This window comes from Streptomyces sp. NPDC004266, from assembly GCF_042874095.1.
Lineage (GTDB): Bacteria > Actinomycetota > Actinomycetes > Streptomycetales > Streptomycetaceae > Streptomyces.
In genome coordinates this window covers 104,823-128,099 of the sequence record NZ_JBIAMM010000016.1, presented here as the reverse complement: position 1 = coordinate 128,099, position 23,277 = coordinate 104,823, and the positions used below count along the sequence as shown (strand labels likewise).

At 72.2% G+C, this 23,277-nt stretch carries 22 protein-coding genes; 3 read left to right on the top strand and 19 right to left on the bottom strand.

Annotation, left to right across the window (positions count from 1 at the left end):
• Positions 1-3: 3 nt before the first annotated feature.
• From mfd to ACFYUZ_RS31675, 17 genes are all read right to left on the bottom strand, one after another.
• A complete protein-coding gene (gene mfd / locus ACFYUZ_RS31755; protein WP_389315046.1) occupies positions 4-3,534 on the bottom strand; it encodes a transcription-repair coupling factor in 3,531 nt (1,176 codons plus the stop codon).
• Between the two features lie 191 nt (positions 3,535-3,725).
• Positions 3,726-4,019 (bottom strand): hypothetical protein, encoded by a 294-nt coding sequence (locus ACFYUZ_RS31750; RefSeq protein WP_389315044.1) that lies wholly within the window; start codon positions 4,017-4,019, stop codon positions 3,726-3,728.
• A complete protein-coding gene (locus ACFYUZ_RS31745) occupies positions 3,997-6,210 on the bottom strand; it encodes a prolyl oligopeptidase family protein (RefSeq protein WP_389315043.1) in 2,214 nt (737 codons plus the stop codon). The genes ACFYUZ_RS31750 and ACFYUZ_RS31745 overlap by 23 nt, the downstream gene beginning before the upstream one ends.
• 3 nt (positions 6,211-6,213) lie before the next feature.
• The gene (locus ACFYUZ_RS31740) at positions 6,214-7,143 is read right to left on the bottom strand and encodes a hypothetical protein (RefSeq protein WP_389315041.1); all 930 of its coding nucleotides are present in this window, start codon (positions 7,141-7,143) and stop codon (positions 6,214-6,216) included.
• Positions 7,140-7,745, bottom strand: a complete 606-nt coding sequence (locus ACFYUZ_RS31735; protein WP_389315039.1) for a flavoprotein — start codon at positions 7,743-7,745, stop codon at positions 7,140-7,142. Before ACFYUZ_RS31735 ends, ACFYUZ_RS31740 begins: the two co-directional genes overlap by 4 nt.
• Positions 7,742-8,704 (bottom strand): LLM class flavin-dependent oxidoreductase, encoded by a 963-nt coding sequence (locus ACFYUZ_RS31730; RefSeq protein ID WP_389315038.1) that lies wholly within the window; start codon positions 8,702-8,704, stop codon positions 7,742-7,744. Before ACFYUZ_RS31730 ends, ACFYUZ_RS31735 begins: the two co-directional genes overlap by 4 nt.
• 114 nt (positions 8,705-8,818) lie before the next feature.
• The gene (locus ACFYUZ_RS31725) at positions 8,819-8,962 is read right to left on the bottom strand and encodes a hypothetical protein (protein ID WP_389315036.1); all 144 of its coding nucleotides are present in this window, start codon (positions 8,960-8,962) and stop codon (positions 8,819-8,821) included.
• Positions 8,963-9,149: 187 nt separating this feature from the next.
• Positions 9,150-10,154 carry a T3SS effector HopA1 family protein gene (locus ACFYUZ_RS31720; RefSeq protein WP_389315035.1) on the bottom strand — a complete coding sequence of 335 codons (1,005 nt, stop codon included), beginning with the start codon at positions 10,152-10,154 and terminating at the stop codon, positions 9,150-9,152.
• Entirely contained in the window at positions 10,151-11,263 is a 1,113-nt protein-coding gene (gene lxmK, locus ACFYUZ_RS31715; protein ID WP_389315033.1) for a class V lanthionine synthetase subunit LxmK, read from the bottom strand. The genes ACFYUZ_RS31720 and lxmK overlap by 4 nt, the downstream gene beginning before the upstream one ends.
• Positions 11,260-11,904, bottom strand: a complete 645-nt coding sequence (locus tag ACFYUZ_RS31710) for a hypothetical protein (RefSeq protein WP_389315031.1) — start codon at positions 11,902-11,904, stop codon at positions 11,260-11,262. The genes lxmK and ACFYUZ_RS31710 overlap by 4 nt, the downstream gene beginning before the upstream one ends.
• Positions 11,894-12,433, bottom strand: coding sequence for a hypothetical protein (locus tag ACFYUZ_RS31705; protein WP_389315030.1), 540 nt, complete (start codon positions 12,431-12,433; stop codon positions 11,894-11,896). Before ACFYUZ_RS31705 ends, ACFYUZ_RS31710 begins: the two co-directional genes overlap by 11 nt.
• Before the next feature lie 90 nt (positions 12,434-12,523).
• Complete coding sequence (locus ACFYUZ_RS31700) at positions 12,524-13,138, bottom strand: response regulator (protein WP_389315028.1); 615 nt, start codon at positions 13,136-13,138, stop codon at positions 12,524-12,526.
• Positions 13,135-14,430, bottom strand: coding sequence for a sensor histidine kinase (locus ACFYUZ_RS31695; protein WP_389315026.1), 1,296 nt, complete (start codon positions 14,428-14,430; stop codon positions 13,135-13,137). The genes ACFYUZ_RS31700 and ACFYUZ_RS31695 overlap by 4 nt, the downstream gene beginning before the upstream one ends.
• Positions 14,427-15,233: an ABC transporter permease gene (locus ACFYUZ_RS31690; RefSeq protein ID WP_389315024.1), complete on the bottom strand. Its 807-nt coding sequence runs from the start codon at positions 15,231-15,233 to the stop codon at positions 14,427-14,429. The genes ACFYUZ_RS31695 and ACFYUZ_RS31690 overlap by 4 nt, the downstream gene beginning before the upstream one ends.
• Positions 15,230-16,195 carry an ABC transporter ATP-binding protein gene (locus ACFYUZ_RS31685; RefSeq protein ID WP_389315022.1) on the bottom strand — a complete coding sequence of 322 codons (966 nt, stop codon included), beginning with the start codon at positions 16,193-16,195 and terminating at the stop codon, positions 15,230-15,232. Before ACFYUZ_RS31685 ends, ACFYUZ_RS31690 begins: the two co-directional genes overlap by 4 nt.
• A gap of 456 nt (positions 16,196-16,651) precedes the next feature.
• Positions 16,652-19,234: an ABC transporter permease gene (locus ACFYUZ_RS31680; protein WP_389315021.1), complete on the bottom strand. Its 2,583-nt coding sequence runs from the start codon at positions 19,232-19,234 to the stop codon at positions 16,652-16,654.
• Entirely contained in the window at positions 19,231-20,019 is a 789-nt protein-coding gene (locus tag ACFYUZ_RS31675) for an ABC transporter ATP-binding protein (protein WP_389315019.1), read from the bottom strand. The genes ACFYUZ_RS31680 and ACFYUZ_RS31675 overlap by 4 nt, the downstream gene beginning before the upstream one ends.
• Positions 20,020-20,212: 193 nt before the next feature.
• Here ACFYUZ_RS31675 and ACFYUZ_RS31670 point away from each other — a divergent pair, with 193 nt between their 5' ends.
• The 3 genes from ACFYUZ_RS31670 (at position 20,213) to ACFYUZ_RS31660 (ending at position 22,766) form a co-directional block, all read left to right on the top strand.
• Positions 20,213-21,748 (top strand): MFS transporter, encoded by a 1,536-nt coding sequence (locus ACFYUZ_RS31670; RefSeq protein ID WP_389315017.1) that lies wholly within the window; start codon positions 20,213-20,215, stop codon positions 21,746-21,748.
• 86 nt (positions 21,749-21,834) lie between these two features.
• Positions 21,835-22,323 carry a MarR family winged helix-turn-helix transcriptional regulator gene (locus ACFYUZ_RS31665; protein ID WP_389315015.1) on the top strand — a complete coding sequence of 163 codons (489 nt, stop codon included), beginning with the start codon at positions 21,835-21,837 and terminating at the stop codon, positions 22,321-22,323.
• The gene (locus ACFYUZ_RS31660; protein WP_389315013.1) at positions 22,320-22,766 is read left to right on the top strand and encodes a MarR family winged helix-turn-helix transcriptional regulator; all 447 of its coding nucleotides are present in this window, start codon (positions 22,320-22,322) and stop codon (positions 22,764-22,766) included. The genes ACFYUZ_RS31665 and ACFYUZ_RS31660 overlap by 4 nt, the downstream gene beginning before the upstream one ends.
• Positions 22,767-22,845: 79 nt before the next feature.
• On the opposite strand, the gene ACFYUZ_RS31655 is transcribed toward ACFYUZ_RS31660, so the two are convergent.
• Together ACFYUZ_RS31655 and ACFYUZ_RS31650 are read right to left on the bottom strand one after the other, a co-directional pair.
• Complete coding sequence (locus tag ACFYUZ_RS31655) at positions 22,846-23,034, bottom strand: DUF397 domain-containing protein (RefSeq protein ID WP_389315011.1); 189 nt, start codon at positions 23,032-23,034, stop codon at positions 22,846-22,848.
• A partial coding sequence (locus ACFYUZ_RS31650; protein WP_389315009.1) for a Scr1 family TA system antitoxin-like transcriptional regulator occupies positions 23,031-23,277 on the bottom strand: 247 nt, incomplete at its 5' end. The genes ACFYUZ_RS31655 and ACFYUZ_RS31650, both read right to left, overlap by 4 nt.

The window sequence follows — 23,277 nt, the reverse complement described above, 5'->3', positions numbered from 1 at the left end:
GCCTCAGCCTCCGAGGATCGTCGTCAGGAACTCGCCCGTCCACGCGAGGAGTTCGCGGCCCACCACCGGCTTCCCGCCGATCTTCCCGGCCGTCGGGCGCGGCACCAGGATCTGGTGGACGGCCGGCTTGACGACCGTGCGCGGGTGGAGGCGCTTCAGCCGCAGCTCCTGCGACTCGCGCAACTCCACCGGCGCGAAGCGGATGTTGGAGCCCTGCAGGACGATCTCGCCGACCCCGCACGCACGCGCCAGCATCCGCAGGCCCGCCACGAGGAGCAGGTTCTCCACCGGCTCGGGGAGCTTGCCGTACCGGTCGGTGAGCTCCTCGCGGACGGCCCTGATGTCCTCCTCGGAGTTCGCCGAGGCGATCGAACGGTACGCCTGGAGCCGCAGCCGCTCCCCCGGCGCGTAGTCGTGCGGCATGTGGGCGTCGACCGGGAGCTCGATCTTGACCTCCAGCGGCGGCTCCTCCTCGACCCCGCCCTCCAGGGAGGCCCGGTAGTCCGCCACGGCCTCGCCGACCATCCGCACGTACAGGTCGAAGCCGACGCCCGCGATGTGACCGGACTGCTCGCCGCCCAGCAGATTGCCCGCGCCGCGGATCTCCAGGTCCTTCATGGCGACGTACATGCCGGCGCCCATCTCGGTGTGCTGGGCGATCGTCGCGAGCCGCTCGTGCGCGGTCTCCGTGAGCGGCTTCTCCGGCGGGTACAGGAAGTACGCGTAGCCCCGCTCGCGGCCACGGCCGACGCGGCCGCGCAGCTGGTGGAGCTGCGACAGCCCGAAGTTGTCGCCGCGCTCGACGATCAGGGTGTTGGCGTTGGAGATGTCGATGCCGGACTCGACGATCGTCGTCGAGACGAGCACGTCGAACTTCTTCTCCCAGAAGTCGACGACGACCTGCTCCAGCGCCTGCTCCGACATCTGGCCGTGGGCCGTCGCGATCCGCGCCTCCGGGACGATCTCGCGCAGCCGCGCCGCCGCCCGGTCGATCGAGTCCACCCGGTTGTGGATGTAGAAGACCTGGCCCTCGCGCAGGAGTTCGCGCCGGATCGCGGCGCCGATCTGCTTCTCCTCGTACGGCCCGACGAAGGTGAGGACCGGGTGCCGCTCCTCCGGGGGCGTCGTGATCGTCGACATCTCGCGGATGCCCGTCACCGCCATCTCCAGCGTGCGCGGGATCGGCGTGGCCGACATCGTCAGGACGTCCACGTTCGCCCGGAGCTTCTTCAGCTGCTCCTTGTGCTCGACGCCGAAGCGCTGCTCCTCGTCGACGATGACCAGGCCCAGGTCCTTGAACTTCGTCTCGGAGGAGAAGAGGCGGTGGGTGCCGATGACGACGTCGACCGAGCCCTCCCGCAGCCCCTCCATCGTCGCCTTCGACTCGCTCTCCGACTGGAACCGGGACAGCGCCCGCACCTTCACCGGGAACTGCGAGTACCGCTCGCTGAACGTGCCGAAGTGCTGCTGCACCAGCAGCGTCGTCGGCACGAGGACCGCGACCTGCTTGCCGTCCTGGACGGCCTTGAAGGCCGCCCGCACCGCGATCTCCGTCTTGCCGTAACCGACGTCGCCGCAGATCAGACGGTCCATCGGGACCGTCTTCTCCATGTCCTCCTTCACCTCGGCGATCGTCGACAGCTGGTCGGGCGTCTCCGCGTACGGGAAGGCGTCCTCCAGCTCCCGCTGCCAGGGCGTGTCCGGGCCGAAGGCGTGGCCGGGCGCCGCCATGCGGGCGCTGTACAGCTTGATCAGATCGGCCGCGATCTCCTTGACGGCCTTCTTCGCGCGCTGCTTCGTCTTCGTCCAGTCCGCGCCGCCGAGCCGGTGCAGGGTCGGCGCCTCGCCGCCCACGTACTTGGTGACCTGCTCCAGCTGGTCGGTCGGGATGTAGAGGCGGTCGCCGGGCTGGCCGCGCTTCGCGGGCGCGTACTCGACGAGCAGGTACTCGCGGGTGGCGCCCTGCACGGTCCGCTGCACCATCTCGATGTAGCGGCCGACGCCGTGCTGCTCGTGCACGATGTAGTCGCCGACCTCCAGGGTCAGCGGATCGATCGTCTTGCGGCGCTTGGCGGGCATCCGCTGCCCGTCCTTGCCGGCCGCCTTCTGCCCCGACAGGTCCGTCTCCGTCAGCACCGCCAGCCTGAGCGCCGGGTCGACGAAGCCGTGGTCGATGGAGCCGCACGCCACGTGCACGACGGACGGCGAGATCTCGGACAGGTCCGCGTCGAGCCGGGCGGCGATGCCCTCGCCGCCGAGGACCTCGACCGTGCGGGACGCCGGACCGTGCGCCTCCGTCACGTACACCGTCCGCCAGCCCTCGGCCAGCCAGCCCTTCGTGTCGGCCAGCGCGCGGGCGGTGTCGCCGCGGTACGACTCGGGGGCGTGCATGCCGAGGGTGAGCGTGTCGGCGGCCTCGTCGACGTCCGCCGCGAACGGCGACACCGACCACCAGGCCATGCCCAGCTCGGCCGCCCGGTCCCGTACGTCCGCGATCCCCCACAGCGAGGCCGCGCCGACGTCGATCGGGGCCTCGCCGCCGCCGGCGGTGGCGGCCCAGGAGGCCTGGAGGAACTCCTGGCTCGTGGCGACGAGGTCGGCGGCCCGGGTCCGGACCCGCTCGGGATCGCAGACCACGGCCATCGATCCCTTGGGCAGCACGTCGAGGAGCAGCTCCATGTCGTCGACGAGGACCGGCGCGAGGGACTCCATGCCCTCCACCGCGATCCCCTCGGCGATCTTGCCAAGGAGTTCGCCCAGCTCGGGGTGCTCGACGGCGAGCGCGGCGGCCCGCTCGCGGACCTCGTCGGTCAGGAGCAGCTCACGGCAGGGCGGCGCCCACAGACCGTGCTCGGCCACCTCCAGGGACCGCTGGTCGGCGACCTTGAAGTACCGGATCTCCTCGACGTCGTCGCCCCAGAACTCGATCCGGAGCGGATGCTCCTCGGTCGGCGGGAAGACGTCCAGGATGCCGCCGCGCACGGCGAACTCGCCGCGCTTCTCGACGAGCTCGACACGGGAGTACGCGGCGGCGGCGAGCCCCTCGACGACCTCGTTCAGGTCGGCGGTCTGGCCGGACCGCAGCGCCACGGGTTCGAGGTCCCCGAGCCCCTTGACCTGCGGCTGGAGCACGGACCGGATGGGCGCGACGACGACGGAGACGGGCCCGGCGGCCGGGTCGTCGTCGCGGGGGTGCGCGAGGCGGCGCAGCACGGCGAGGCGGCGGCCGACGGTGTCGGAGCGGGGCGAGAGCCGCTCGTGCGGGAGGGTCTCCCAGGAGGGGTACTCGACGACCGTGTCCGGGTCGAGGAGCGACCGCAGCGCGGCGGCGAGGTCCTCGGCCTCCCGGCCGGTCGCGGTCACCGCGAGCACCGGCCGCCCCGAGTCCCGGGCGAGCGCGGCCACGGCGAACGGGCGCGCGGCCGCCGGGCCGACCAGGTCCACGTGCGGGCGGTTGCCGTCGGCGGCGGCCTTCACCGCCTCGGCGAGGGCGGCGTCCTTGACGACGACATCGAGCAGACCGTGCAGGCTCATGGAACTTCCATCCCGGGTTCGTACGACGGGTCGGGCAACGCGAACAGCCCGACACGTGTCACGGGCCGGGTGGTCCCGGGCCCCTGGGGGACCCGGTCGCCCCCAGCCTACGACGTGCCACCGTCACTCGCCCGGAGGAGAGGGGCGCCCGGGAGGGTCCGCTCCCGGGCGCCCGACGTCGTCCGAGGACGTCACTTCTTGACGTACAGCTCCTGGATCACCGAGAAGGGCAGCTCCTGCCGGCAGAGGTACGCGCTCCATTCGCCGGCCGCGACGCCGTCCTTCCCGGCGGTCTGGCAGGCGGCGGCGCCGAAGAAGGAGCCCTGGTGGGTGTAGCCGGCCGGAGGGGGCCAGGCGTTCGTCGTGGACGCGACGCGCTGCTGGACCGGAGCGGAGGCGGAGGCGGGCGAGGCGCCCAGGAGGAGAGCGGCCGCCGCGGCCAGGACCGCGGCGGGGGCAGAGCTACGCAGAAGCGACCGGGTCATTTCGGGATCCTTCTTCTCGGGTGGGTGGGTGCGGCACGGTGCACGCTCGCACGGAGCCGGGGGGCGGAACGGTGCTGTGAGGGGTGAGCGGCAGTCCGGACTGCCAGGCGGCGAAGGCGAGCTGGTCGACGAGGAGGTCGACCATGAGGCTCATGGAACGGGCCCCGTGGCCCGCTCCGGGTTCGCGTCGGAGCAGCACGATCCCGTCGCCGCCGGCGGCCGGACGGCCACCGGCGGCGTGCTGGAGCGCGGCACACATCTTCCGGGCGTGCAGCGGATCGACGATCGCGTCTCCTTCGGAGACGCTGAACAGCACTGCGGGGTAGACGGTCCCCGCGGTGACGTGGTGGTACGGCGAATAGCCCATGAGCCATCCGAGTTGCTCCTCCACCTCGGCCGAACCGTATTCGGCGGTCCAGGAGGGCCCGAGCCCGGAGCGCTCGTACCGGGCCATGTCCAGGACGGGGGCTCCGCAGAGGACGGCCCGGTAGAGACCGGGGCGCTGGGTGAGCGCCGCGCCGACCAGCAGCCCGCCGTTCGACTCACCGCTGATCACCAGCTGTGAGCCGGTGGTCCAGCCACCGTCGATGAGGGACTCGGCCACGGCGTGGAAGTCGTCCACCGCCTTCTGCTTGTTCGCTCCGGCGCCGGCGGCGTGCCACTCCTTTCCGCCCTCGTCCCCGCCCCGTACGTGGGCCACGGCGTAGACGCCGCCGGCTTCGACCCAGGCGAGGATCTCCGGGTTGTAGACCGGGGCCAGGGAGAGCCCGAAGCCGCCGTAGCCGTAGAGGATCGTGGGCAGGGGCCCGGGTCGCGCGTGCGGGGCGAGGACGGTGACGCGGACCGGGGTGCCGTCCGGCGCCGCGCAGTCCAGGTGGTGCACGGTTCCCGGGGGCCTCGAAGGGACGGCCTTCCGTCCGGGGGGCGACGCCCAGACGGTGCGGGTGCGGGTGAGGGCGTTCCAGTGGAAGACGGTCGGCGGGGTGAACGGATCGGTATAGGTGAACCAGGCCTCGTGTCCCCGGCCGCGTATCTCGCCGACGACGCCGTGGCCCGGGAGCTCGACGCGGCCGAGGTGTTCGCCCGTGGCCAGGTCGTGGACCGTGATCTCGCCGAAGGTGCGCCGGGTCCGTCCCGCCAGGACGAGAGGGCGCCCCAGCTCCGGGCTGTCGAGGACGGCGACGTGGTCGAGGCGCGCCTCCGGGTCCTGGGGCAGGACGTCCCGCCACGGGCCGGACACCGGGGAGTCGAGGTCGGTGACGGCGAGCCGGCCCCGGGGGGCGTCGAGGTCGGTGTGGAGGTACAGCCGTCCGTCGTGGCCGACGAAGGGGCGCGTGTGGGCGCGGGAGTGCCCCTGCACGGGCACGAAGGCCGGGCGGCGGGGGTCGCCGTCGGTGAGGTCGGCCAGCCACACCTCGTTGTGGCGTACGGCGCCGGTGGTCGCGGTGAGGACGAGCCGCCGGCCGTCCTGGCCGACGGCGATGCCGTAGGAGGTGGCCTTGTGGCGGTCGGCGCCGAAGACGACGGAGTCCTCGGCGTCGGGGTCGGTGCCGACTCGGTGGAGGCAGACCCTCCGGTGGTAGTGCTCCTCCCCCTCGGGCACGGCGGACCGGGGAAGGCTGCGCACGTAGTAGAAGGCGTCGCCGCCGGGCAGCCACGCGACCGGGGAGTGGCGGCAGCGGGTGACGGGCCCGTCGAGCAGGGAGCCCGACGCGACGTCGAGGACGTAGAGGCGGCTGTCGGAGTCCCCTTCGACGGACACCTGGTAGGCGAGTCGGGTGCCCGTCCCGTCCGGGTGCCAGCTGTCCAGCGTCGTGCGTCCCGTGGGGTCCAGGTCGACGGGGTCGATCAGAAGGCGGCTGGTGCCGTCCTCGTCGGTCATGTGGAGGGCGGCGTGCTCCTGTCGCGGTTCGCGCTTCATGAAGAAGTGCCGGGCGCCGCGCCAGACGGGCGGGCCGGTCACGCCCACCGAGATCAGTTCGTTCAGGTGGGCGCGGAGACGGTCCCGGCCGGGCAGCGACTCGAGCGTGGCGCGGGTGAGGCCGTCCTGTCCGGTGAGCCAGTCCCGGGTTTCCCTGTTGTCGTGCTCTTCCAGCCACCGGTAGGGATCGGCGACGGAGTGGCCGAACAGGTTCTCCACCAGGTCCTGGCGTCGGGCGGCGGGGTAGGCGAGGGGGGTGTCGTCAGGCACTTCTCAGCCCTTTCCGTGTTCGTCGACCAGTTGGGCGAGGTCTGCGGCGCAGCGGAGGATCTCCGCGTCGTCCCATGTCACGAAGACGCAGAAATCGTGCAGGTGGAGCAGGGTCTTGAGCGTTGCCGCGCGGTGGGCCGGCGGGTCGGGCGGAAGTCCGTAGCCCTCGATGAAGCGTGCGGTGAGGTCGTCCCAGTCAGGGGGGCGCCTCGACGGCCGCAACCGCGCCGACACGGCACGCAGTTCGTGGAGTTCGCCCAGCACCCAGCCGACGTCCTGCTGCCGGCTGCCGCGTCCCAGATCCTCCCCGGTGAGGAGGGCGTCGGCCCCGTCCGACTCGGAGGGGACGAGCAGTCCCAGGCTCGGCGTTCCGTGCAGCAGCACCCGGGGGCCGGTGCGCAGGCCCTCCAGCCAGGAGGCGAGCAGCTGCCACCTGGTGGTGCCGAGGGCTTGCCGAAGGCGTGTGTGCAGGACGGCCGCGGGGCCGGGGCGCGGGCCGTCCAGCCAGCCCGACAGCCGCAGCCAGCTCAGGGGCGCGTCGGGGGCCGTGTCCACGGCTGCCGTCGGTACGGCGTGCAGTGAGCGGAGCAGCCCTCCGAGGTGTTCCAGCGACGAAGCGGCTCTGGCGTGGAGCCGGGGGTCGCCCGAGAGGAGGAGGTCCGCCGCGGAGGCGGCTCCCGGGACCGCGTAGTGCAGTGCCTGGCCGTGGGGGCGGGGCGGAACGAAGCGGGCGTCCGGGCGGGTGGGGGCGAGGGCTTCGAGAGCGGTGACGAGAGCGGGACGCGGAGGTCCGAACGGCTGGGTCCGCTTCTTGCCGGCGCTACGGATCCACGTGGTCCGTCCGCTCGGGGAGCGCCTGACCTCGGTCTCCACGTGGCCGCTGCCGTAGCGCTCGACGACGGTGTCGTGGGCGGTGTCATGAGGGGTGGTCATGGCGCTTCGGTTCCACCGGCCTTGGCGCGGAGCTCCTCGATCAGCGGCAGCAGGGTGGTGAGCGGCGCGGCCGTGGACGCTTCGACGCGGCCGCTGGTGACGCTGCGGCCCGGCTCCGGCGCGGCGACCACGACGTTGGGGCGGTGCCCGAGTGCGGCCAGGTGGGATCGGAAGGCGTGGCTCTCGTATCCGCCCGGCGGCAGTGCGGGTGCTATGCCGATCGGCGCGGTGGTGCACTGCAGCGCCAGCATCGCCGGGGTGTCGGCGAGTCCCGTCGCGAAGCGGCTGACGAAGTGGAAGGTCGCGGGGTAGACGGCTATGGCGTCCGCCCATTCGCCGAGTCGGACGTGGGGGGCGGCGACCTCGGGCTCGGTGGGCCAGACGTCGTGGAGCACGGGCCGGCCTCCGATCGCGGTGAGGGCGGCGGGCGAGACGAACGTGGCGGCCTGCCGGGTGAGCAGGACCTTCGTCTCGGTCTCGGGGTAGGTCTCGCGCAGCCAGCCGAGCCAGCCGGGCAGGGAGGAGACGCCCAGGGCTCCGGTGCCGACGATCAGGAGTCGCCGGGCGGAGAACTCCGGGGCCTGTGCTGTCCGTCCCGTCATCTGCGGCTCTCTTCCAGGGCTGGGGCCTCCGCCCGGGCGGCGCGGCCGACGGCGCTCAGTGCGGCCAGGGACGCGTCCGTTCCGTTCACGGTGTGGAGGCCGATCGTGCTGAGGACGACTTCGTCCGCCCCCGCGGCGTGGTAGGCGCGCACGGTGCGGAGGATCTCCGTGACGCTGCCCACCGCGACGGTTCCGCTCTCGATGAGCCGCACGGCCGTCGCGAGGAGGTCGTCGGGGTTCACCTCGATCCCGGCGAGCCCGAGCATGGCCCGGTAGTGCGGGGCCCGGAGGTGGGCGTGGGTGGCGGCCAGGATGACGCGTGCGTGATCGCGCCGCGGGGCGTCGAGGGAGACGTGGACGACGGCGGTCACCCGCGGTCGCGGCCGCCCCGCGCGTTCCGCCCCGCGGGCGAGTGCGGGCAGCAGGGTCCGGGCCAGGTAACTCGGGGGCGTCAGCCAGGTGATGGCGACGTCGGAGACCTCTCCGGCGAGTTCGGCCATCCTGGGCCTGAGCACACCGAGGCCGAGTTCGACGGGCGGGGTCTCCAGCGGGGGCAGAGCGCCGTGCATCTCGTAGTGGTCGCCGGTCAGGTCCACCGTCTCACCGGCCAGCAGGCGCCGGACGATGGTGGTGTACTCGCGCACCGCGCCCAGGGGGCCGGCATAGGGGCGGCCCCGCAGCGCCTGGACGAACGGCTGCGCTCCGGCGCCCAGTCCGGCGACGTAGGGGTGCCCGCTGAGGGCTGCCAGCGACCGTGCCTGGAGGGCGGCCTGGAAGGGGTGTCGCAGCGGCAGGAGCGTCACGCTGGTGCCGAAGGGGACGCGGGCGCCCGCGCCGGCGGCGTGGGCGAGTGCCGTGTGCGGTTCGAGCAACAGCGACTGTCCGGTCCACAGGCGTTCGGCGAGGCCCTCCTGGATCAGGTCGGTGAAGGGAAGTACCTGATTCCCCTCTGTCGGCATGAAAGGAAGGAGGATGGAAATCGTCATACCCTGACCTCATGAATGGGTACCGCGGGAGGCCGTGCACGGCCGGCAGTCGCGACTGCCGGCCGTGCACGCATATGCCGGACCGGCTCAGCAGCCCCACTTGATGCTGGCGACGATGCTCAGGGAGACGATCGTCTGCGGCGAGGGAGCCTCGTCGGTGGCGACCTCGGCGACCATCTCGTTCACGTCGGCGTAGGTGTCGAAGCCGTCGGCCAGTTCGATCTCGTTCATGATGAACTCCTCAAAAGGATTCGATGGACAAAGCCGGCACCACCCGAACGGAACGTCCCTGAGAACGTCCTGGCCGGATGCCCCCCGGCGACAGTTCGAATCTAGGCGTGAATGATTCGAACATGGAAGATCTTTTTGATGACCGGTTGTACGCCGCCGCTTTTCATCAATTCCGCCCCCGCGCCGGTCAATTCCAGGGGAAATGCGGGGACGACAGATTGCGGGCAGGGGCGGACGGGTCGATTCCCCCCTCGATGAGGGCGTCCCGCACCCGCTCCGCGCGCGTCCGCCCGTCCGGTCGCACCGCGTGATCGACCAGTCCCGAGGCGAGGGCCCGGGAGCGGTGCTCGCCCAGACTCGTGTGGCGCATGCCGGGCCGCGCGTCGTCCGGTTCCCAGGCCACGGCAACCCCGGCGGCCAGGGGCATGGTGAAGGGGGAGGAGCCGGCGCCCAGCCCGGCGATCCCCTCCACGGCACCGACGAGGGACGCGAGCAGATCCCGGTCCAGCCCGTCCAGGTAGACCACCACGCCGTCGCGCCGTGGCAGCGCCGCGCTGGAGGAGGACGCCTTGGCCCGGAAGGCGACACCACGGCCTTCCAGGCATTCCAGCGCCCGGCCCCAGGCCTCCACGGCGGCCTCGGGCGTCTCGACGTGCAGGTACACCCTGAGGACCTGGGCATCGGGAGGAAGGGGCAGCGACCCGTCGACGAGGAAGAAGCCGGGAGAGAGCATGGGGCGGGCGGCCGAGACGCGCACGTGCGCCTGTCGTCCGTCGCGACCGGTGGACACGAGCCGGTCCGGATCCAGACGGACGCGAACGCCGCTGAGCCCGATGACGGCCGGGCCGCCCTCCGCGGCGGACAGCACCGGAGCGTGGTACGAGGTGTGACGGTGGGGCACGGCCCCCGCCAGCAGGGCTTCGAGATCCCTCTCGGGGGCGGTGGCGGCCTCCCCTTCGGTGTCGGTCTCCGGTCGGCCGACGTGGACGACCCGGTAGAGGGCGGTGGCGAGGTGGGAGACGAGTGCCGGGGAGGAGGGCGCGGTCACGGTCCTCTCCCCCACCGCGGCCGTGAGTCCGTCCGCCTCCACGTGCACCACGTCCAGCAGGTCCCGGAGCCGATCGGACAGCTGCCGTGCCGGCTGCCGCCCCTCCCGGCCTTCCGTTCGCGGGGATTCGGCCAGGTCTCTCATGCGACCTCCTCCGTGAGTCCGAGGGTCAGGACGAACTTCTCCGGTGTGATCAGCGCTCTTCTCCCGATGCCGGCGGCCGCGCGGGGCAGGGCCGCGAGTCGTGGGGCCGTCCGCGCGCCCGCGAGCAGCCGGTCGAGGAGGTGCCAGCCGGCGAACGCCACCACCCGCGCCGCCAGGGCGACCGCCCCGGGCCGCCGCTCCAGGTATCCGTCCCAGAACGCGCGGATGCTCGGGCGCGCCGCACGGATGCCGGACGTGACCTGCGCCAGCATCCGTTCCCGCGAGGGCGCCGCCTCCCGGTCGGGGTCCTCCGCCGTGGCGGCGTCCAGCACCGCCCGGTGCAGCAGGTCGCCGACGACGCCGCCGAGGTCACGGGCCGCGTCACCCGCCTGGAACTCCTCCAGGTCGGTGAGGTGGACCCGGTCGCCGGACATCAGGAACTGGTCCAGGCGCAGATCGCAGTGGGCGGCCACCGGTTCGGCCCGCGCCTCCCTCGCGAGGAGCACCCGCAGGGCGTCCGCCAGCGGGGCGTCGTTCTGCAGCAGGTTCCACACCTGAAGCTCCGCCGCGGACGATGCCTCGAACAGTGCCATCGGAATGCCGTCGAGGAGTTCGGTGGAGGGAAGCAGCGGCGTCTTCCGCTCGGTCTGCCGGAGCCGGTCGACCGGCAGGCTGTGGAGGTGACCGACCGTTCTGCCCAGTGAGCGGGCGAGGTCGTCCGTCAGTTCACGGTTCTTGACCAGTTCCACGGCGGTCACGGCGTCCTCGACCAGTTCGAACACCATGAGCTGCGACGCGGGGTCGGAGCCCAGGCAGCGCGGCGAGGAGAGCCCGGGTTCCGGACTCTGCCGAAGGAGCTGCTCGAAGGCCAGGCACTGCCGGATGCGTGTCGCGACCACGTCCGGCGGGCCCTCCAGCTTCTTGACGAAGACGCCCCGGCCGGTGTCCGTGGTGCCGCTCACGTTGGTGTTGCGGCCGGGCAGGGACCTGCGGTCGGGCTGCCCGGCGAGCGTCCCCAGCCCCAGACGTACGAGGAAGTCGTCCACCTCCCGGAGCGCCGCGTCGTCCGTGGCCGGTACGGACGCGGCACCGTGGTGCGTGACCGTCATGACTGGATGTCCCTGCTCATCGCGCTCCTGATGGTTTCGACCGCTTTCGCGGGCTGGTCGGCGCCGAAGTGGACGCGGCGGGCCATGACCGGGTCGCCCTTGCGGAGCCGCACCAGGAGCGGCTCCGTGAGTTCGAGGGTCAGGGTCGTGGCGCTGCTGACCGAACAGGCCACCGCGTCGTCCTGGTCCAGCGGGCGGCGCAGCCCGTGACCGGTGGTCATGCCGTGCGCGGTGCGCACGGTCCGGATGTGGTCGATCGGGACGACGAGCGCCCGGAAGGGACCGGTGCGCAGGTACAGCGCCCGGTCGTCGACCAGGTGGGGGGTGCGCGCGGTCATCGCGCAGAACCCGACGGACAGGACGATCGTGAGGATCACCCAGGCGAGGTGCAGGGGGCGGTAGGCCGCGGGAACGATCGCGTCCACGACGACGCTGGTGACGAGATCGGCCGCTGTCACCGCCCAGACGACCATCCGGGAATCGGCGGAGTGCGGAATCGAGCGGTGCGCGCCGTGCAGCGCGACGGGCTTGCGCGTCAGCCAGTCGCCGAGATCGCGGAGCATGGTCCCCGACCAGGTGAGGGCCGACCGCCGGGGCATCGCGCCGGCCTCGACGCCGCCGTGGATATCGTCACGCACCATGAGCGCTCCTCCTCACTCGTAAACCCGTGGCCAGGGCCCAGCTGCCCGCCATCAGGGCGAACACGGTCTCCGGTTTCCTCAGCACCGACCCGGCCCGGCTGACCATCCGCGCGTAGCTCGTCCCGGGGCGGCGGCCGGGACGGCCGGACCGCGTGGAGGCCGCCGCCGGGGCGACGGGCCGGGTGGCCGGCGCGGTACGGCCGTGACGGCGGGGCGTCCGCTCGATCCGCGCCTGTGGTGGTTCCTCGTACGCGGAATCGGCCGACAGCTCGGCCGCGGTGCGCTTCCAGTACCTCTCCCAGTACTCGACGTCGCCCTGACAGGCGGAGACGTAGGAGAGGGTCACGTCGAGACTGGGCAGGGAGACACCGCGGGCGGCTTCGGACAACGACGTCCCCGAGTAGTTGGCCCGGCCGGCGAGCAGACGGTACGAGGGGCTTCCCGCCGCCTTCCGCAGCTCGCGCAGGTCGTGGGCGAAGCGCTGCAGGGGGCCGTCGGCCGGGTTGATCGGTATTTCCGGGCGTCCCATCTTCTTCTCCGAAATCCTTGTAGAGCGTTGCCAGAGGGGAGGTGAGGCGTACGAGCCGGGCCGGCCCTCGCCTCGTGGAGCCGGAGGCTGTCAGATCCAGCCATGCTGTTTCGCGATCCGGGCCGCCGCGTGTCGGTTGTCGGCCCCGAGCTTGGAAAGCGCGGACGAGATGTGGTTGCGGACCGTCCCCGCCGACAGGCCCACGCGCTGCGCGATCTCGGCGATCGGGGCACCGTCGACCGCCAGGCTCAGCACGTCCGTCTCCCTGGGCGTCAGCGGGGAGTCCCCCGCGCTGATGGCGTCGGCCGCGAGCTCCGAGGCGATGTAGCGCCGGCCCGAGTGGACGGTGCGGATGATGTCGGCGAGGTCGTGCGCGGAGACGGTCTTGGGCAGGAACCCGCGGACACCGGCTGCCAGCGCCCGCTTCAGGTGCCCGGGCCGGCCGAAACTGGTGAGGATCATGGTGCGGCAGCCCTCGATCTCGCTGTGCAGCGTCTGCGCCACCTCGATGCCGTCGTGACCGGGCATCTGCAGGTCCAGCACGGCCACGTCGGGTCGGTGCGCCCTGGCCATGGAGAGGGCTTCCGGTCCCGTGGCGGCCTCGGCCACCACGGTGATGTCGTCGTTGAGTGCCAGCAGGCTGGCCAGGGCTCCGCGGATGAGGTGCTCGTCGTCGGCGAGCAGAACACGGATGCGGTCCGTCACGATGCTCTCGCTTCACGGTCGGTGGGAAGGTTCGATCGGGTGTGCCGCGGCATGCGGACGGTCAGCAGGAAGTCGCCCGCGTCGTCGGCGCGGGCCTGCACCGTGCCGCCGAGCGGCGCGAGCCGCTCGCGCAGGCCGGCCAGACCGTTGCCGCCCGTGCCGGGCACCAGGGGCCCGTGCACACCGTCGTTCTCGATGGTCAGGGTCACCATGTCCTCGTGGGAGGACAGCGCGACGAGGCACTGCCGTGCCTCGCTGTGCCTCAGCACGTTCGTCACGCCCTCCCTCACCGCCCACCCCAGGGCCTGCGGGGCCCCCGCCCCGATCCCCTCCGGATCGCTGACCCGGCATCGGATGCCCGCGGAGTGCAGCACCGCGCGGGCACCCTCCAGCTCGGTGCTCAGGTCCGCGGCGCGGTAGCCCGTCACCACGGCACGCACCTCTTCCTGCGACTGGTGCGCGATCCGCTGGATCTCGACCATCTGATCGGCCGGTGCGCCAGGACCGCTCAGGGCCGCCGCGAGCTCGCTCTTCAACGCGATCACGGTGAGGTTGCGCCCTAGGACGTCGTGCAGGTCACGGGCGAACCGCAACCGCTCCTCGGCGACCGCGAGACGGGCCTGGATCTCCTGGGACCGCCCCAGCTCGCGCACCACGCCGACCGCCCAGGCGGAGAACCGGTAGGCCGGTACGAAAGCGCCCGCGCCGATGAGGGCGAGGAGCCCGGCCCCGGACAGCACGCGGGTCCCGGTCCCCAGGACACCGCCGATGAGGGCCACACAGGCGGCGACCCCCAGCAGGAGGGCGGCCGTGGCCTTCGGCGGCCAGGTGACCGACAAGGGGCCCGCGAGGAAGACCAGGGCCCCGGCCACCAGCAGCTCGGTGGACGACGAACCCAGCCGGGCCGGATCGGTGTTCAGCCCGAGTGCGACCGCGCAGGCTCCCACCGTCGCGATCGCCGCGCCGCCCACCCGCGCCCGGTTGCGGAGCTCGGGGCGGGCGGGCAGCGAGTACGGCAGGCTCACGCACCCGGCCGTGTGCACGGCGCAGACAGCGGCGATCGCCCAGGGCAACACGCCGGTGGTCTGCTCCGCGCGGGTGTCGAGGAGCCAGATGCCCACGAGAACGGGTTCGAGCAGACCCAGCAGGTGCAGCGACGCACGGGTGTAGAGGTGGAACCGCTCGGAGCTGCTCTGCCCCTCCACCCTCCCCCGCGCGGCGAGGGCGCCGCGCCACCGCTGCCGGCGCTTCCCGTGCGGGGACTCCCCCCGAGGGCCCTGTGAGGCGGTCATCTACGCGGCTCCCAGCGGAACCAGGTCCGTGCGCCCCACACCGCGGCGCCCGTCCACAGCAGGGCGCCCCCGAGCTGGGGCAGCGCCGCGGACCACGCGGCCGCGCCGCCGTCCGTGCCGAGCCAGCCGAGCCGCACCACTTCCATCACCGGGGTCAACGGGAGGAAACGGCACGCCTCTGCGGCCCAGGACGGCATGGCCTCCAGCGGCATCGCCAGTCCCGAGCCGGCGACCGAGACCAGGATCAAGGGCATCGTGGTCAGCTGTGCCATCTCCACCGTCCTCGTGAACACGGCGGAGCACGCGGCCAGCGCCGCCACGAGGACCGTCCCGACGGCCACCCCGACGACCAACAGCTCCGGGCTCGCCGGCGCCCGCACGTCCAGCATCGTCATGCCGACGCCGATCACCAGGGCGCACTGGGCCCATGCCACTCCCGCCGCCGGCAGCGCCGTCCCCACCAGGATCTCGCCGTCCGTCAGGGCCCCGGTGCGCAGTCTCTTCAGGACCAGCGCCTCGCGGCGCGCGACGTACGCGCCCACGAGCGTCGAATAGACGACGAAGAGCAGGACCATGCCGATCGTGCCCGTCGCGAGGGCCGGACCGGCCGCCACCCGCTCCCCGTCCCCGGCGGCGAACGTCGAGGGCGTGACGGTGTGCAGGAGCCAGAGCGAACCGAGGGGCAGGACGAGGGCGGAGACGAGGGCGCTCCTGTTGCGGAGCAGCATGATCAGTTCGATGTGCCCCAGGGCCCCCATCCTGCTCCTGCGGGAGACGGGGCCGGGGAACGCGTCGGCGGTCATGAGCCGCTCCTCGCGGGGTGGGGCTCCGCGCCGACGGTCATGGCGAGGAAGGCTTCCTCCAGCGAGGCGGTGCGCGCGTCCAGCCCTTCCAGACCGATGCGTTGCTCGGCGGCCCAGTTCAGCAGGCGGGTGAGGACGGGCTGCAGGTCCCGGGTGTGGAGCACGACGCTCCGGCCGTCGGTCTCCCGGTGCGTGACGCCCTCCAGCGAAGGCATGGACTCGGGGCCCCGTCCTGCGGGGAGGGCGAAGCTGATGCGCGAGGGCTGGCCGGCGATGACCTCGGAGGCGGTTCCTTCGGCGACCACGCGGCCCTTCTGCAGGATGGCCAGGTGGTCGGAGAGCGTTTCCGCCTCCTCCAGGTAGTGCGTCGTCAGCAGGACCGTCGTGCCGTCCTGCCTCAGCTGCCGCACGATGTCCCAGGTGTCGCGGCGCCCTTCGGGGTCCATGCCGGTCGTGGGCTCGTCCAGGAAGAGGACCTGCGGGCCGCCGATGACGGCGAGTGCCAGGTCCAGCCGCCGGGTCTCGCCGCCCGACAACTGCTTGACCGGCACCGTCCGCCGGCCGGTCAGCCCGACCAGGTCCAGCGCCTCGGGGACCGTACGCGCCGGCGGGGAGCACCTGGACCAGAAGCGGGTGACCTCCTCCACCGTCAGGTCCGCCGGGAAACCACCGCTCTGCAGCATGACCCCGGTCAGCGGGCGGACTTCGGCCCGCTGCCGGTAGGGGTCACGGCCCAGGACGCGCACGTGTCCGCTGTCCGCCGGCGCCAGGCCTTCCATCAGCTCCACCGTCGAGGTCTTGCCCGCGCCGTTCGTTCCCAGCAGCGCGAACACCTCCCCCCGGCGGACCTGCAGGCTGACGCCCCGCACCGCTTCGTACGCGGACCGGCTTCCCGCTCCGTAGGTCCTGCGTACGTCACGCACGTCGATCACGACGTCGTTCTCGTAGTCGTCCGTTTTCATGTGCTCAAGCCTTGTGGCGCGTTCCGCGCCGAGGCAGTGCCATGCGTAACCGATTTTCATTCCCCCCGCACGGTCGGCCCATTACATTTGTCATGGCCCCGCTTCTCCTGTCGATGACAGAACTCGGTGGTCAGTCCGAGTCGACGCGGGGGCATGACGAAGTCGCATGTGTCGTACGCCCGTTGTCCGGCATCCTATGATCAAATCCGAAGCGGAAACAAACAATTAATCTTTTCCATTCCTGACACCCGAAGGGGAAAGGAGTTCCGGCTCGATGCCCGCGCCCGGCCGATTCACGGCGGGTCCGGGCGTTCCCGCCGACGCGAGGGTTCCGCTGTTTTCACGCCCGATCTCCGGACAGCCGTACGGCCCCGGTGGACCTGGCAGGATCCGCCGGGGCCGCACCCCCCGTTCCGTCCCGCGGCCGCCGCTCGCCCGCGGCCGCGTTCAGGACGTCTACTCGCTCGCGATCGCCCCCAGGACGTTCATCCGCCCCGCCCGGAACGCCGGGACCAGCGCCGCGAAGAGCCCCACGAACGCCGAGCCGACGAAGACCGTCACGATCGTCGGCCAGGGGATCTCCAGGACGCCGAGCCCCTCCAGCGCGAGGAGCTTCTGCGCGGCGGTTCCCCAGCCCATGCCCAGGCCGAGCCCGAGGAGCGCGCCGAAGAGGGCGATGACCACCGATTCCAGCCGGATCATGCGGCGCAGCTGCCGGCGGGAGAGGCCGATGGCCCGCATGAGGCCGATCTCGCGGGTCCGCTCGACCACCGAGAGCGCCAGGGTGTTCACGACGCCGAGGACGGCGACGACGATCGCCAGCGCGAGGAGCCCGTACACGATGTTGAGCAGCTGCCCGACCTGGTTCTGCAGCTCCTCCTTGTAGTCGGCCTGGTTGCTGACCTTGTACTGCGGGTACGGCGCGAGGGCGTCCTTGAGCGCCCGGTACGCCGGGGCCTCCTGGCCGTCCTTGGCGCTGGCCAGGACGAGCAGGCTGTTCGGCACCCGCTCGGCGGGCAGGTGGCGGGCGACGGTGGAGACGTTCGTGTACATCGCGCCCTTGTCGACCTGGCCGACGTCCGCCGTGATCGCCGCGACCCTCAGCTTCGCCGTGTCGCCGCCCTTGAAGGCGACGGTGAGGACGTCGCCGACCTTGACGCGGTGCTCGGCGGCGTAGTCGCTGCCGACGGACATCGCGTCCTTGCCGTACGCGTCGGCGAGGGTGCCGGCGGTGGTCTCGCGGCGCAGGTCCTTCGTGTACGTCGGGTCGGTGGCGGCCAGGTCGGCGGTGGAGACCTTGCCGTGCGGGTCGGTGACCTCGGCGTCGACCCACTTGTACTCGGTGACGTGGTCCAGGCCGGGCGTCCTCTCCAGCGCGGCCTGTGCCTGCGGCACGATCGGCTGTCCGGTGGCGGACCGCACGATGAAGTCGGCGCCGACGGAGCGGTCCAGTTCCTCGGTGGCCGAGGCGACCATGGACGAGCCGACCACCGAGAGGGCGGCGACGAGCGCGAGGCCGATCATCAGGGCGGCGGCGGTGGCGCCGGTGCGGCGCGGGTTGCGCAGCGCGTTGCGCTCGGCCATGCGGCCGACGGGTCCGAAGATCCGCAGGACGACGGCGCCGAGGGCGCGGACGACCCCGCCGGCGAGGAGCGGGCCGACGACGACGAAGCCGAGGAGGGAGAGGACGACTCCGAGTCCGAGCCAGAGGGAGCCGGGGCCGGCCTCGGCGGCGCGGGCCGCCGCGACCAGGGCGGCCGCTCCGGCGCCGGTGAGGACGGTCCCGAGCACGCCCCGTACGCGCCCCGCCTTGCCGTCGGCGGGGGTGCCCGCGTCGCGGAGGGCCGCCATCGGGGAGACCTTGCCGGCGCGGCGGGCGGGGACGTACGCGGCGAGGACGGTGACGACGATGCCGAGGGCGAGGCCGACGGCCGGCGTCGTCCACGCCACGGTGAGGTCGCGGGTGGAGAGCTCCATGCCCATCGAGGACATGATCTTCATGAGTCCGACGGCGAGGCCGACGCCCGCGGCGACACCGGCGACGGAGCCGACGAGGCCGAGGAGGAGCGCCTCGACGAGGACGGAACGGTTCACCTGCCTGCGGCTGGAGCCGATGGCCCGCATGAGGCCGATCTCGCGGGTCCGCTGGGCGACCAGCATGGAGAAGGTGTTGACGATGAGGAAGATGCCGACGAGGAAGGCGATCCCGGCGAAGCCGAGCATGGCGTACTTCATGACGTCGAGGAAGCCGGCGATGTCCTCGCGGCCCGCGTCGGCGACCTCGGCGGCGGTGTGCAGCTTGTAGTGCTTCGCGTCGGCGCCGAGGGCGGCGGCCACCTCCGCCTTGAGGGCGTCGTCGCCGACACCGGGCTTCGCGTCGACCATGACCTGGGTGAACAGGCCCTCCTTGCCGAGGAGTCCGCGCTGCGCGGTGGCGGTGTCGAAGTAGACGACGGTGGCGCCGGGGTTGGTGACCTTGAACTCGACGATGCCGGAGATCCTCGCGGTGAGGTCGCCGGTGACGGCGATCGTGCGCAGGGTGTCGCCGATCCTCAGGTGGTGCTTCTCGGCGGTGCCGGCGTCGACGACGACGTCGGTGGGCCCGCGCGGCTCGTGGCCGGAGGCCAGCTCGACCGAACGGAGCTCGTAGGGGCTCCAGTTGACGGCGATGGTGGGCGCGCCGCCGGTCGGGCCCACGTTCTGGTTCTTCGCGTCGACGACGGTCACGCTCATGGAGGTGACCGAGCCCTGCGCGTCCTTGACGCCCTCGACCTTCCTGACCTTCTCGACGAGCGAGGCGGGCAGGGACTCGGGGCGGCCGTTCTGCGGGATCTCGTCGTCGCCGGCCGCGCCCTTCGGGCTGACGGTGACGTCGGAGGCGGTCGACGCGAAGAGCTTGTCGAACGTCGTGTTCATGGTGTCGGTGAAGACGAGCGTCCCACTGACGAAGGCGACGGAGAGGAGGACGGCGACGGCGGAGAGCGCCATGCGGCCCTTGTGCGCGAAGAAGTTGCGCAGCGAGGTCTTGAGGACGGTCACGACGTCCGCCCGCGCGCGTCGAAGTCCTTCATGCGGTCGAGGACGGCGTCGGCGGTGGGCCGCTCCATCTCGTCCACGATCCGTCCGTCGGCGAGGTAGAGCACCCGGTCCGCGTAGGAGGCGGCGACGGGGTCGTGGGTGACCATGACGATCGTCTGCCCCAGCTCGTCCACGGACGCGCGGAGGAAGCCGAGGACCTCGGCGCCGGCCCGCGAGTCGAGGTTTCCGGTCGGCTCGTCACCGAAGATGATCTCGGGCCGGGCGGCGAGCGCGCGGGCCACGGCCACACGCTGCTGCTGTCCGCCGGAGAGCTGGTTCGGACGGTGCTTGAGCCGCTCGCCGAGCCCGACGGTGTCGACGACCCGCCGCAGCCACTCGGCGTCCGGCTTCCGCCCGGCGATGTCCATCGGCAGCGTGATGTTCTCCAGGGCGTTCAGGGTGGGCAGCAGGTTGAACGCCTGGAAGATGAAGCCGATCCGGTCCCGGCGCAGCCGGGTGAGCTTCTTGTCCTTGAGGCCGGTGATCTCGGTCTCGTCGAGGAAGATCTGCCCGCCGGTGACGGTGTCGAGCCCGGCGAGGCAGTGCATCAGGGTCGACTTGCCGGAGCCGGAGGGCCCCATGATCGCGGTGAACCGACCGCGGGCGATGTCCACGTCGACGGAGTCCAGCGCGACGACCCGGGTCTCCCCCGAGCCGTACGCCTTGACGACCTGCCGCGCCCGCGCCGCGACGGCCGTCCCCTCGCCAGTACCCCCGTGCCTGGGGATGGTCACAGCCGAAGTCACGGATTTCTCCTTGGAGCGATGGGTGGGTTTGTAGGTTCAAGTTAAGAAGCGGGCACGGCACTTCTCCTCCTCCGCCGGTACGAACGATCCCTGGGCCGCATGGGGGAGGGGCCCCTAGGGGTTTCTCCACCCTGGGGTCGAGTGAGACCCTGGCCGCGCACATTTAGGTGTACGAAGAAAGGAACGGTGTGCGGTGACGGAACCGTCGACGACCCGGGCGGGAGCCGATCCGGCGCCCGCGCCCGCCTCCGCCGCCGCCCGCCGCGGGCCCGTCGTGGCCGCCCTCATGCTCGCCATGGGGCTCGCCGCCCTCGACGGGACGATCGTCTCCACCGCCGTCCCCCAGATCGTCGGCGACCTCGGCGGACTCTCCGTCTTCTCCTGGCTCTTCTCCGGCTACCTGCTCGCCGTCACGGTCACCCTGCCCGTGTACGGGAAGCTCAGCGACACCTTCGGCCGCAAGCCCGTCCTCATCGCCGGGACCGTCCTCTTCCTCGTCGGCTCCCTGCTCTGCGCCGCCGCCTGGAACATGGCCTCCCTGATCGCCTTCCGCGTCGTCCAGGGCCTCGGCGGCGGCGCCCTCCAGGGCACCGTCCAGACCATCGCCGCCGACCTGTACCCCTTGAAGGAACGCCCCAGGATCCAGGCGAAGCTGTCCTCCGTGTGGGCCGCCTCCTCCGTCGCCGGACCCGCCGTCGGCGGCCTCCTCGCCGGTTACGCCGACTGGCGCTGGATCTTCCTCGTCAACGTCCCCGTCGGCCTGATCGCCCTCTGGCTCATCGGCCGCCACCTCCGCGAACCCGCCCGCACCGCACCCCGCGCACGCGTCCGCGTCGACTGGGCCGGCGCCCTCGCCATCTTCGCCACCGGCGCCCTGCTGCTCACCGCGCTCGTCCAGGGCGGCGTCGCCTGGCCCTGGCTCTCCGCCCCGTCCCTCGGCCTCCTCGGCGGCGCCGCCGCCCTCGCCGCCCTGACCGTCGCCGTCGAGCGGCGCGCGGCCGAACCGATCATCCCCGGCTGGGTCTGGCGCCGCCGCACGATAGCCGCGGTCAACCTCTCCCTCGGCGCCCTCGGCCTGCTCATGGTCGCCCCGACGGTCTTCCTGCCCACGTACGCGCAGTCCGTCCTCGGCCTCGGCCCGATCGCCGCCGGTTTCGTCCTGTCCTCGTGGACCCTGAGCTGGCCCATCACGGCCGCGCTCTCCAACCGGGTCTACACCCGCATCGGCTTCCGCCTCACCGCGATCGTGGGCATCTCGCTCGCCCTGCTCCTGCTGCTCGCGTTCCCGTTCCTGCCGTTCCCCGGCGAACCCTGGCAGCCCGCGCTCCTGATGCTGCTCCTCGGCGGAGCCCTGGGCCTCTTCCAACTCCCCCTGATCGTCGGCGTGCAGTCGACCGTCCCGTACGAGGAACGCGGCACGACCACCGCCTCCGTCCTCTTCTGCCGCCAGGTCGGCCAGAGCGTCGGCGCCGCGCTCTTCGGCGCCGTCGCGAACGGCGTCCTCGCCTCCCGCCTCGGCGCCGACACGGACCTCGACACCCTGGCCCGCTCCCTCGACGCCACCGACCGCATCCGCCGGGCGGTCGACGCGGCGGTGGACCGGGTCTACTGGGGCGCGGCGGCAGCGGCGGCCCTCGCCCTCCTGGCCCTCCTCACGCTGGCACCCCGCCGCTTCCCGGTCCTGAAGGAAGAGGAGCAGGGGGCGCCTCGCCGGGACCCGGCCGGCTGAGGAGGCGCGGGCCCCGTGCGCTCCTCCCCGCGACCCCCTCCAGAAAACAGTAGCCATGTACATAGTAGCCATGTACTGTATTCATCATGAGCTCAGCAGCCGAGAGCGCCACCGCCGGTTTCCTGGTCTGGCGCCTGTCGGTGAAGTGGCGGGTGGCCGTCGACCGGGCCCTCGCACCCCTGGGGATGACCCACGCGCAGTACGCCGTGATGGCCTCGCTGCACGGCCTGGGCCGCTCCGGTCAGCGTCCCAGCCAGCGGGAGCTCGCCGATCACACGGGGCTCGAAGCGCTCTACGTGTCCAAACTGGCCCGCGCCCTGGAGAGCTCGGGACTCGTCGCCCGCACCCGGGACCCGGACGACCCGCGCGCCATGCGACTCGAACTCACGGAGCAGGGCCGGGAGGTGACCGGCCGCGCCATCAAGGTGATCCAGGCGCTGCTGGACCAGCTCCTGGAGCCCCTGGGCGGCCGACACGGCCCCCGCGCGGACGTGTTCGCCCGCGAGCTGGCCACCCTGCTCGACGTACCTCTTGATCCGACCCGCACCGCCGAGAACGAGAAGGAGCAGTCATGACCACCACCGCCTTCACCACCAACGGCCGCGTCATCGCCCTCGCCCACTACGCCGCCCGCGCGGTCCTGGAGAGCGTGCTGACCCGCCACGACACCACGTTCCAGCAGAGCGTGACCCTCAAGTCCGTCTCCCTGGCGGGCGGCTCCGTCACCCCGGACCACCTCGTCGCCGACGTCGTCCACTCGCTGAAGATCGAGGAGTCGGCCGTATGGGAGGTCGTCGACGGGCTGACGGCGGCGCGGCTGCTGGAGACGGACCCGACCGACGCGTCCCGGCTCCGCCTCACGCCCGCCGGGCAGGAACTGCTCGACACCACGACCGCCGAGACCGCCGAGATCACCGCCCGCCTCTACGCGGACATCCCCGCCGAGGACCTGGCCGTCGCGGGCCGCGTCCTGGCCCTGGTCACCGAACGCGCGAACGCGGAACTGGCGCGCGCCTGACGCACCGGCGCCCGGCCGGAGAGCCCTGCTCGTCCGACTCGGACGAGCAGGGCTCCCCCACGTACAACGGCGGCCTGTACTACTCCGCCGAGGCGAGCCCGACGAACCCGGCCCACGCCTCGCGCGAGACCCGCAGGGCCGGCCGGGCCACGTCCTTGGAGTCCCGGATGTGAACGGTTCCCGCGCCGGCCGCGACCTCGATGCACTGACCGCCTTCGGTTCCGCTGTAGCTGCTCTTGAACCAGGCGAGGGGCTCGGCGTTGTTCATAGCTCTCCCAGCAACTTCTCGATGAACGCAAGCGACTCTTGCGGAGCGAGAGCCTGCGACCGGATGATCCCATAGCGCGCGGAGGCAAGAACGGTCTGTTCAGGGTCGGTTGCCATGGAGCTGGTGTTCTGCGCCTCGACGCAGAGGAACTTCTTTCCGTCCTTGCGCGTGACGACCGTGAACGGCCCGTTCACGCCCGCATTGTCCTCGCACTCGGTCGGCATGACCTGGAGCTCGACGTTC